This window comes from Acidovorax sp. KPB24-03, from assembly GCF_057546605.1.
Map to the genome: position 1 here is coordinate 1 of NZ_BAAJYR010000953.1, position 557 is coordinate 557.

Annotated in this window: 1 pseudogene; it reads right to left on the reverse strand. The window is 75.9% G+C overall.

The annotated features are described in order from the left end of the window. A pseudogene (locus tag AC27KI_RS26990) lies at window positions 1-543 on the reverse strand (sulfatase); the annotation flags it as partial. Window positions 544-557 lie beyond the last annotated feature (14 nt).

A 557-nucleotide genomic window follows, 5' to 3' on the forward strand; every position in this document is an offset into this window, starting at 1 on the left:
CTCCAGCAAGGCGCTGCGCTGGCGCTCCTGGTCGGCCCAGCCGCTGCGCAGGCCGTGGACCGCCGCGTTCCAGTGCATCCAGTAGGCGACCGGGTGCAGCCGGCGCCACGGCTTGCTGGCATAGCCCAGGGCGCTGAGCGCCAGCAGCGCGCACAGCAGCGCCACCAGGCTTCGCGGCCAGCGCACGGTGGTGCGCAGGCCCCGGCGCGCGCTGCGGCCCACCAGCCACGCGGCGACCACCAGCGCCGCCGACCACACGGCCACCGAGCGCCAGTGCATCGACAGGTATTCGGCGCTCTCGCGGCCCGTGGTGTTGGCGGCCGCGCCGAGCACCAGCGTGCTGTCGGGCGCGGCCTGGTAGGCGTCCAGCAGATAGGCGCGTGCCACGCCGTCGAGCGCGAAGGCCATGGCCCACAGCCACACGGCGGCGGTGCGCAGCCGGTGCACGGCGTCGCTGCGCACCGGCCAGGCCAGCCACAGCAGGGCGGGCAGGGCCAGCGCCATCAATTGCGCCACGCGGCGGCCATCGTGCCCGAGGGCCACCAGCGCCAGCACCG